The sequence below is a fragment of the Myxococcus sp. RHSTA-1-4 genome (assembly GCF_020037125.1).
Lineage (GTDB): Bacteria > Myxococcota > Myxococcia > Myxococcales > Myxococcaceae > Myxococcus.
The window spans coordinates 116,632-125,785 of sequence record NZ_JAIQDG010000032.1 but is presented as its reverse complement, the minus strand read 5'-3'; the positions used below and the strand labels follow the sequence as shown (position 1 = coordinate 125,785).

At 71.6% G+C, this 9,154-nt stretch carries 3 protein-coding genes; 2 read left to right on the top strand and 1 reads right to left on the bottom strand.

The features are described from left to right. Positions 1 to 3,068, top strand: a 3,068-nt coding sequence (locus tag K8638_RS34375; RefSeq protein ID WP_223758924.1) for an amino acid adenylation domain-containing protein, incomplete at its 5' end; no start/stop codon positions are given. Positions 3,069 to 3,168: 100 nt separating this feature from the next. Here the strand turns inward: K8638_RS34375 and K8638_RS34370 are convergent. Beyond that, positions 3,169 to 3,774 (bottom strand): hypothetical protein, encoded by a 606-nt coding sequence (locus tag K8638_RS34370; RefSeq protein ID WP_223758923.1) that lies wholly within the window; start codon positions 3,772 to 3,774, stop codon positions 3,169 to 3,171. Positions 3,775 to 4,068: 294 nt separating this feature from the next. Here K8638_RS34370 and K8638_RS34365 point away from each other — a divergent pair, with 294 nt between their 5' ends. Further along, positions 4,069 to 9,141 carry an Adventurous gliding motility protein K gene (locus K8638_RS34365; RefSeq protein ID WP_223758922.1) on the top strand — a complete coding sequence of 1,691 codons (5,073 nt, stop codon included), beginning with the start codon at positions 4,069 to 4,071 and terminating at the stop codon, positions 9,139 to 9,141. The last annotated feature ends 13 nt before the right edge of the window (positions 9,142 to 9,154 follow it).

Sequence of the window (9,154 nt, the reverse complement as noted above, 5' to 3'; positions counted from 1 at the left end):
TCCTCCAGCGCGTCCGCGACTGCTGCCTCGACGCCTACTCCCACCAGGAGCTCCCCTTCGAGAAGCTCGTCGAGGAGTTGCACGTCGAGCGCTCCCTGAGCCACGGCCCCCTCGTGCAGGTGATGTTCGCCTTGCAGAATGCCCCCGGCGCGCTGCCCCAGCTTCCCGGCCTCCTCTCGGAAGCCCTCGAGCTGCACACCCACACCTCCAAGTTCGACCTCACCCTCTCCCTGGAGGAGGGCCCCGAGGGGCTGAGCGCCACCTTCGAGTACGCCCTCGCCCTCTTCACCCCGCGCACCGTGCAGCGGATGGCCGCCCACTACGCGCAGCTCCTGCACTCCCTCGTCCAGTCTCCCGACTTGCCTGTCGGCCTGCTCGACTTCCTCTCTCCGGACGAGCGCCGCCAGCTCCTCTTCGACTGGAACGACACCTCGCGCGCCTACCCCTCCGACGCCTCCATCCCCCAGCTCTTCCTGGCCCAGGTGGCCTCGCGCCCCGACTCCATCGCCGTGCAGCACGGCGCTCTCGCACTCTCCTATGCCCAGCTCGACGCACGCGCCAACCGCCTGGCTCGGCTGCTTCGTACTCACGGCGTCGGCAGGGCACGGCCCCAGGTGGGCGTCTGTCTCCCTCGCTCCATCGACCTCGTCGTCGCACTCCTCGCCATCCTCAAGGCCGGTGGTGCCTACGTCCCTCTCGACCCGGACTATCCCGCCGAACGCCTCTCCTTCATGGCTCGGGACTCACGACTGCAACGAATCGTGACGCACAGCTCCCTCGCCAGTCGTGTTCCTCCCGGAAGCGGCGAGCTCATCCACGTCGACACGCTCGAGGCCTCCGACCATCCGGGCGCTCCGCTCCCGGCCGGTGAGTCCACTGCCGAGGACCTCGCGTACGTCATCTACACATCGGGGTCGACCGGGCAGCCCAAGGGAGTGTGCGTCCCGCACCGGGGCGTCTGCCGGCTGGTGCTCGAGGCCGACTACCTGCCTCTGGGGCCGGAGGACCGCGTGGCCCAGGTCGCGACCGTCTCGTTCGACGCCTCCACCTTCGAGCTCTGGGGCGCGCTGCTCAACGGCGCCACCCTCGTCATCCTCGACAAGGACGACGTCCTCGAGCCCTCCCTCCTCGCCCGGCACCTCCGGGAGGAGCGCATCACCGCCCTCTTCCTCACCACCGCGCTCTTCAATCACGTCGCGCGCACGTCCCCTTCCGCCTTCCAGGGCCTGCGCGGCCTGCTCTTCGGCGGCGAGGCCGTGGACCCGGCGTGCGTCCGCCAGGTGCTGGCCCACGGCGCTCCCGAGCGACTGCTGCACGTCTACGGCCCCACGGAGAACACCACGTTCAGCACGGGGTTCCAGGTCTCCCACGTCGAGCCGGACGCACCCACCGTGTCCATCGGCCAGCCGATCTCCAACAGCACCGCCTACGTGCTCGACGCCGCGCTCCAGCCCGTGCCCACCGGCGTCACAGGCGAGCTCTTCGTCGGCGGCGACGGCCTGGCCTGGGGCTACTGGGACAGGCCCGAGCTCACCGCCGAGCGCTTCGTCCCCCACCCCTTCTCCTCCTCCCCAGGCGCACGCCTCTACCGCACCGGCGATTTGGTGCGCAGGCGCCATGACGGCTCCCTCGACTTCGTCGGCCGCCGCGACAACCAGGTCAAGCTGCGCGGCTTCCGCATCGAGCTGGGTGAAGTCGAGTCCGCACTCCTCCAGCACCCCTCCGTCCGTCAGGCCCTCGTCCTCGTTCGCGAGGACGTTCCCGGTGACAAGCGCCTGGTCGCCTATGCCGCCGCGAACTCCTCCGCGGCCTCTCTCCGTGAGCACCTGGTGTCGCTGCTTCCAGGCCACATGGTGCCCTCGGCCTTCGTTCTTCTCGACGCACTCCCCCTCTCCGCCAACGGAAAGCTCGACCGCAAGGCGCTGCCGCGTCCCCAGGATGCCGAGGAGGACACCGCCACCACGACGGCACCGAGGACACCGCTCGAACAGGAGCTGGCGGAGCTCTGGGCCCAGGTGCTGGGCCGCCAGTCGGTCAGCGTGACGGCCAGCTTCTTCGACCTTGGAGGACACTCCCTCCTTGCCGCGCAGCTCGTCGCGAAGATGTCCGAGCGCTTCGCGTTGAAGGTCCCGTTGCAGGTGCTCTTCCAGAGTCCGACGGTGGCCTCGCTCGCGCGGTGGCTCGAGGAGATGACCGGTTCGGGCACGGCAGGGGCCGTGGGCACCGGGAACGCGTCCTCACTGCCGGGGAGTCTCGTCCTTCTCCAGCAGGGGCGCTCCAACCTGCCGCCGCTGCTGTGCGTGCACCCGATTGGTGGAACCGTCTTCTGCTACCAGGACCTGGTGCGCGCGCTGGGGCCCGAGCGAACCGTCTACGGCTTCCAGGCCCCCGGCGTGAATGGTGAATGCGAGCCGCTGGAGAGCCTCGAGTTGCTCGCGTCCCTCCACCTGGGCTCGCTGCTCCAGCACCTGCCCCGGCCGCCCTACTACCTGGTGGGCCTGTCCATGGGCGGTGCCATCGCGTACGAGATGGCGCAGCGCCTGCGGGAGCTGGGGATTGCCCCGGAGCTGCTCGTCTTCCTGGACACGCCGGGCCCGGGGCAGATGCCCACCCGGTTCGAGGATGATGCCGCATTGCTCGCGGCCTCGTTCGGAGACGCCTCCTCCGAGCTGACGCAGCATCTGCGAAGCCTCGCGCCGCATGAGCAGATGCTCGAGGTGCTGCGCCGGGCCCGGGCGGGAGGCGTCGTCGAGGAGTCCTTCTCCCTGGTGGACCTCCAGACCTTCCTCGCGGTCTGGAAGGCCCACATGCGCGCCCTCTTCGGCTACCAGCCCCGCCCTTACGAGGGCCCGGCTGTCTATCTCCGCGCCTCGGAGTACGTCCCGCCGCATCCCCTGCATCCCGAGCAGCCCTGGCAACAGCTCGTCCGGGGCGGCCTGGAGCTCATCCATGTGCCCGGCAACCACCAGACGATGATCGAGCCGCCCCACGTCGAGGTCATGGCGCGGCACCTGAACGCCTGCATGCGGCGCCTCGAGGCGCGCGAGGTGACCGGCCGGACCGGGTGAGCCGTACGTCATCAACGGCAAGGGCCCGGAGCCTCGGGAGAGGATTCCCGAGGCTCCGGGCCGCGTCACCCGCGGCGCGGCCAGAAAGCCAGACCTCCGCTTAGTGGAGGATGATGACGATGGTCGTCCCGTTCGGGCACTGGATGACGATGATGATGATGCGGTCCAGGGTGTCCCTGGGGTTCTGGACCGCGATGCGCGCATCCATCAGCGTCCGCGGGAAGGGGAGCGCCTCGGGCACCTCCATGGAAAAGGTATCCATGGTGGCGGGAACGCGGGCGACCTCCTTGCCGTCCCCGGAGATGAGGCCGACGGTGCCCGGGTAGGTCCCCAGGCGCACATCCTCCCGGTTCGCGTGGGCGTTCAGACGGTAGAAGCCCGTGGGGATGCCCGTCTCGGGGGCGTCCAGGTAGATGAAGCCGACGTCCACGCCCTCGGGGAACCGGGTGGCGGGGACCTGCTCGAAGCCAGCGATGCTGGTGCCCGCGAAGGTGATGCCCTCGGCGGTGGCCGTCACCGTCTGCTCGTGGTTGATGGGGACGCCGGCCGCCTCGGCGGCCTTGAACAGGTCGGTCCGGGGATCGGAGCACTCCGCGGTCGCGGCCGGCTGGGCCTCCACGCGAGGCAGATACGCCGCGAGCCGCGTCTCACCCGCGAGCGCGGGGCTGGATGCAAAGAGGACCGCCGCGAGGGGACTGCCCGCCACGGTGATGCAGCGGGAATGCCAGGATTGTCGGGGCTTTTCGGAGCGGCAATCCCAGACACATGTCGGCGCAGAGGCACGGCCACCCGGGTCCGGCTGTAGCGCGCGACGTCACCGGCGGCGCCCGGGCGTAACCTGCCATGTCACAGGCAGGAGGCGCCGCCCGCCCGCCTCCTGGGTGTGCTGCCACCCAAATCGCCAGGAAAGTCGGGAAGTTGAGAGACCGGCCAAGCGCGTGTTACGACCGGCGGCGGCCAGTCTCTCCTCCCTTGTCCTGGCCACCGGAGTCGGCCTTCCATGAGTGAGCACAACGACGTCCCGCGGCCCCCTGTCCCCGTCGCCTCGCCGCCCCTGCCCGGGGCACCCGCGAAGCCGGCACAGACAGCCGGCGAGACGCTCGCCCAGGCCGCCACCCAGCTCCCCGCGCCCAACACCAGCGCCGAGGACGAGGCCCGCGAGCGCATCGCCTCGCTGGAGCGCGAGGCGAAGGCCCTGAGCGCCACGGAGCCGCAGGCCGCCGCCCTCCTCTTCCACGAGGTGGGCCTGCTCTGGGAGGAGCCGCTGAAGAACCCGCGCAACGCGGCCGTGGCCTTCCAGAGCGCCTACAAGCTGGCGCCGAAGTACCTCGTCAACATCCGCGCCGCGCGCCGCCTCTTCGCGGACGTGGGCAACTGGCAGATGGTCATCCAGCTCCTCGACGCGGAGCTGGCCGCCACCGAGGACACCCGCCTCCAGGCGGCGCTCCTCTTCGAGAAGGGCATCATCCTCCAGGAGCGCCTGTCCCGGGACGAGGAGTCCACCGCCTGCCTGCGGCTGTGCCTGGAGCGCCGCCCCACCGACGTCGTCATCCTCACCCAGCTCGAGTCCGTCTACGCCACGCGCAACGACGCGCCCGCGCTGGTGGAGGTGTACCGGCTGCTGTCCTACGCCGTGCAGCAGCCGTCGCTGCGGGCGCACTACCTCACCGCCGCGGGCCTGCTGCTGGAGGAGCGCCTCAAGCAGCGCGACGCCGCCGCGTCCCTCTTCCGCGAGGCCTTCGCCCTCGACAAGTCGGACCTGCAGCTGCTCGCCGCCATGAAGCGGCTGGCCGAGCGTGAGGGCCGGACCGACGAGCTGCTGGACGTGCTGGCCGCGGAGGCCACCGCCCTGGGCGCGCAGGCCGCGCCCGCGTACCTGCAGATCTCCAAGGTGTGCGAGCGCGCGGGCCGCAAGGAGGAGGCGCTGGCCGCGCTGCTGGACGCGCGCAGCGTGGCGCCCCACGAGCCGCTGGTGCTGAGCGAGCTGGCCGGCATCTACGAGGCCCAGGGGCGCTACGAGGAGCTGGCGGACGTGCTGCTGGCGCGCGTGGGCTCGCTCAATGACGAGAGCGAGCTGGTGGCCACCAACCTCCGGCTGGCCGCGCTGTACGAGGAGACGCTGAAGCGCGAGGCGGACGCGGCGGCGCGCTACCAGGCGATTGTCGCGCGCATCCCCGGCCACGCGGCGGCGCTCGCGGGCCTGGGCAAGCTGTACTACCGGATGCAGAACTGGGAGGGGCTGGTCTCCGTCTTCGACGCGGAGGTGGCCGCCGCCGAGGACGCGAAGCAGAAGGCCGCCCGCATGTACAAGGCGGCGGAAATCCTGGAGGAGCGGCTGGGCCGGCAGGAGGACGCCATTGCCCGCTACAACACCTGCCTCCAGCTCCAGCCCGGTTACCTCCCCGCGCAGAAGGCCCTCACCCGCCTCTACGAGCGCCAGGGCCGCTTCGCCGAGCTGGTGGCCATGTACGAGCAGGACCTCATCCAGACCTCGGACAGGGATCAGCTCATCACCACGCTGAACAAGATGGCGGTGGTGTACGAGGACCGGCTGGGGGACCTGGACCACGCCATCGAGTGCATGAAGCGCATCCTCGACCTGGCGTCGGACCACCTGCCCACCATCCGCAACCTGGCGCGGCTGTACGAGCGGGCCGGGCGCTACCGCGAGCTGCTGGAGACGAATGATCTGGAGGCGTCGCTCGCGGGCGACACCAAGCAGGTGCTGTCGCTGCTGCACCGCAACGCGGAGATTCTCGATGAGAATCTGAAGGACCGCGTGGGCGCCATCTCCGCGTATGAGCGCGTGCTGGCGCTGTCCCCGTCCTACCTGCCCGCGCTCAAGGCGCTGGGCCGGCTGTACGCGCAGGACGGCCGGTGGGAGAAGCTCATCGACATGTACCGGGCGGAGTCGGAGACCTCCGTCTCCACCGACCAGGCCGCGGCGCTCATCTACAAGATTGGCGAGCTGTACGAGCAGCGCCTGCAGCAGGAGAACGAGGCCATCGCCTCCTACCAGGAGGCGCTGATGCTGGCGCCCAGCTACTTCCCGGCGCTGCGCGCGCTGGCCCGCATCTACCGGCTGAACGGCGCGTGGGAGAGCCTGGTGGAGGTGCTGCGCGCCGAGGCCGCCAACCGCACGGACCCGCTGGAGCGCGCCAACGCCCTCTACCAGGCGGCCACCATCTGGGAGGACCAGCTCCATCGGCCGGAGCTGGCCATCGAGACGTACCAGGAGGTGCTGCGCCTGACGCCGGGCCACGCCGCCACGCTGCGCGCCCTGGAGCGGCTGTATCTGGCGCAGGACAACGTGAAGGAACTGGTCGCCATCCTGGACCGCGAGACGCAGGTGGGCGGCACGCCCGCGGCCAAGGTGACGGCGTACCTGAAGCTGGCTCGGCTGTACCTGGACCGCTTCCACGAGCCGTCGCGCGCGGCCCAGTGCAGCGAGGCGGTGCTGACGCTGGACCCGGGCAACCTCACGGCCCTCACGCTGCTGGAGCGCATCCGCGCCGCCGACCGTCCCCGCCGCGCCGAGCTGCGCCAGCGCATCGCCGAGCGCGTGAATGACCCGCGACTGGCCACGGCGCTGCGCCTGTCCGCCGCGTTGGATCTGGACAAGAGCCCCGCCGAGGGCACGCTGGAGGCGTACAAGCGCGCCTTCGAGGCCGACCCGGGCGACGGCCGGCTGGCCTTCGTGCTGGAGCGCGGGCTGCGGCAGGCCGGAGACGCCTCGGGGCTGGCCCGCCTCTACACCATGCGGCTGGCGGCGGCGCAGGACGCCGACGAGGCGCTGGAGATGCTGCTGCGCACGGCCGAGCTCGCGGACGGGCGCTTCAACGACCTGGAGCGCGCGGCGGCCCTCTACCGTCAGGCGCTGGAGCTGCAGCCGCAGTGCCTGCCGGCGTTGCAGGGCGCTCGGCGCGTGGCGCTCAAGCGCGGCGACGTGGCTGGGGCGCGCGCCGCCCTGGAGGCCGAGGCCCGCGCCAGCAAGGACCCGCGCGGCGCCATCGACGCGCTCCTCGCCGCGGCGAAGCTGGCGGCGGGACGGCAGGGAGACTCGGACGGCGCGGCGGCCCTGTACCGGCAGGCGCTGGAGAAGGACCCGCTGCACCCGGGCGCGCAGGCGGGCCTGGAGGAGCTGCTCGCGCAGCGCGGCGGCTCGGCGGACCTGGCGGCGCTGCAGGAGCGGCGCGGCGAGGCGAAGCTGGCGCTGAAGGATGGCCCGGCGGCGGCGACGGCCTTCGTCGCGGCGGCGCGCCTGTACCACACGGCGTTGAATGACCGGCCCCGGGCGCTGGCGCTGCTGGAGAAGGCGCTGGCCGCGCAGCCGGGCTTCGGAGAGGCGCTGGAGCTGCGGGGCTCGCTGCTGCTGGAGGCGCAGCAGTACGCCGAGGCGGCGGTGATGCTGAGCCAGCGCGTGCAGCAGGGCGGAGACCCGCGCGTCCTGGCGCAGCTCCACCTGACGCTGGGCACGCTGTACGCCACGCACCTGAACGACGCGGGCCGGGCCGCGGCCCACCTCCAGACGGTGCTGGCCACCCTGCCCCGCCACCTGGAGGCGCTGGAGCGGCTGGCCGCGCTGCACGCGCAGGGCCGCAACTGGGCGGGCGCGGTGGACTGCCTGCACAAGCTCCTGCAGCAGGAGCTGCCGGTGGAGGCCCGGGCGCGCTTCACGCTGGAGCTCGCGCGCACCTATGACGAAGGCCTGGGTGACGCGGCGGCGGCCACCCCGCTCTACCGTCGCGCGCTGGAGCTGTCGCCGGGCAACCCGGCGCTGGTGGACCGGCTGGTGGTGCTCTACGAGCGCGCCCGCAACCTGCCGGAGCTGGCGCAGCTCCTGGAGGTGCAGGCCCAGGCGCAGGCTGCCGTGGACCCCAAGCGGGCCGCGACGCTGCGGATGCGGGTGGCGGACCTCTACGCCGGGCCGCTGGCCGAGCCGGCGCGGGCCACGGCCATCTACCGGCAGGTGGTGGATTCGGACGGCACCAACCTCGCGGCGCGCGCGGCGCTCGCGGAGCTGTACGCGCGGGACACCACGTCCGTGCCGATGGCCATCGAGGAGCACCGGCAGCTCCTCCGCCAGGACCCGACGCGGGTGGACAGCCTGCACGCCCTCTTCAAGCTGTGGGTGGGCCTGAAGCAGAACGACAAGGCCTTCTGCGCGGCGTCGGTGCTGCAGTTCCTGCGCTCGGCGAACGAGGTGGAGATGGCCTTCTACACGGAGGGCCGCACGAAGCTGGCGCAGGAGGCACGGGAGGCGCTGACGTCGACGGACGTGGACTCGGTGCTGCTGCACCCGGGGGCTCGCGGGCCGATGCTGGAGGTGCTGCGCGCGGTGGGCGACCAGCTCGAGAAGGTCCACCCGCCGAGCTTCGACATCGTGGGCGTCAACCCGAAGGCGGACAAGCTGAAGCCGGACTCCGCGGTGTTCAAGGCGATGCGCGCGGTGGCGCAGGTGTTCGGCGTGGAGGAGTTCGAGGCGTACCAGGCGCGGCGCGGGCTGGCGGTGCTGGAGACCACGGAGCCGTTGTCGGTGTGCATCGGCCAGGACGTGGTGCGGCGCTTCAACGCGCGCGAGCAGAAGTTCCTGCTCGGGCGCGCGGCGCTGGGCCTGCTGAACAAGGCGGCGGTGCTGGCGAAGCTGTCGCAGGGCGAGACGGCGGACCTGTTCGGCAACTCCATCCGCATCCACGCGCCGCAGTTCAGCGCGCTGGGCCGGCGCAACGATGAGGCGGTGAAGCAGCTCCGCAAGGCGTATTCGCGCAAGGCGCTCAAGGCGCTGGAGATTCCGGCATCGGCGCTGGGCGACGCGCAGAAGGTGGAGCTGGCGCCGTGGCTGGACGCGCTGGACTACTCGGCGGACCGGGCGGGCCTGCTGATGGCCGGCGACGTGTCCGTGGGCCTGAGCATGGTGCTGCGCGAGGACCCCAACTTCGCGGGCGCTCGGCTGGACTCTCCGGAGCCCATGCTCCAGGCCGTGCGCGAGGGTGAGCGGCTGCGCACCCTGCTGGGCTGGTCCTTCACGGATGACTTCTTCCGGCTGCGCCAGCGGCTGGGGCTGGCGCTGTAGTCACTCCGGGCGG

Coding starts and splice junctions, on each gene's coding strand:
- K8638_RS34365 (WP_223758922.1), top strand. CDS start 4,069: ATGAGTGAGCACAACGACGTCCCGCGGCCCCCTGTCCCCGTCGCCTCG.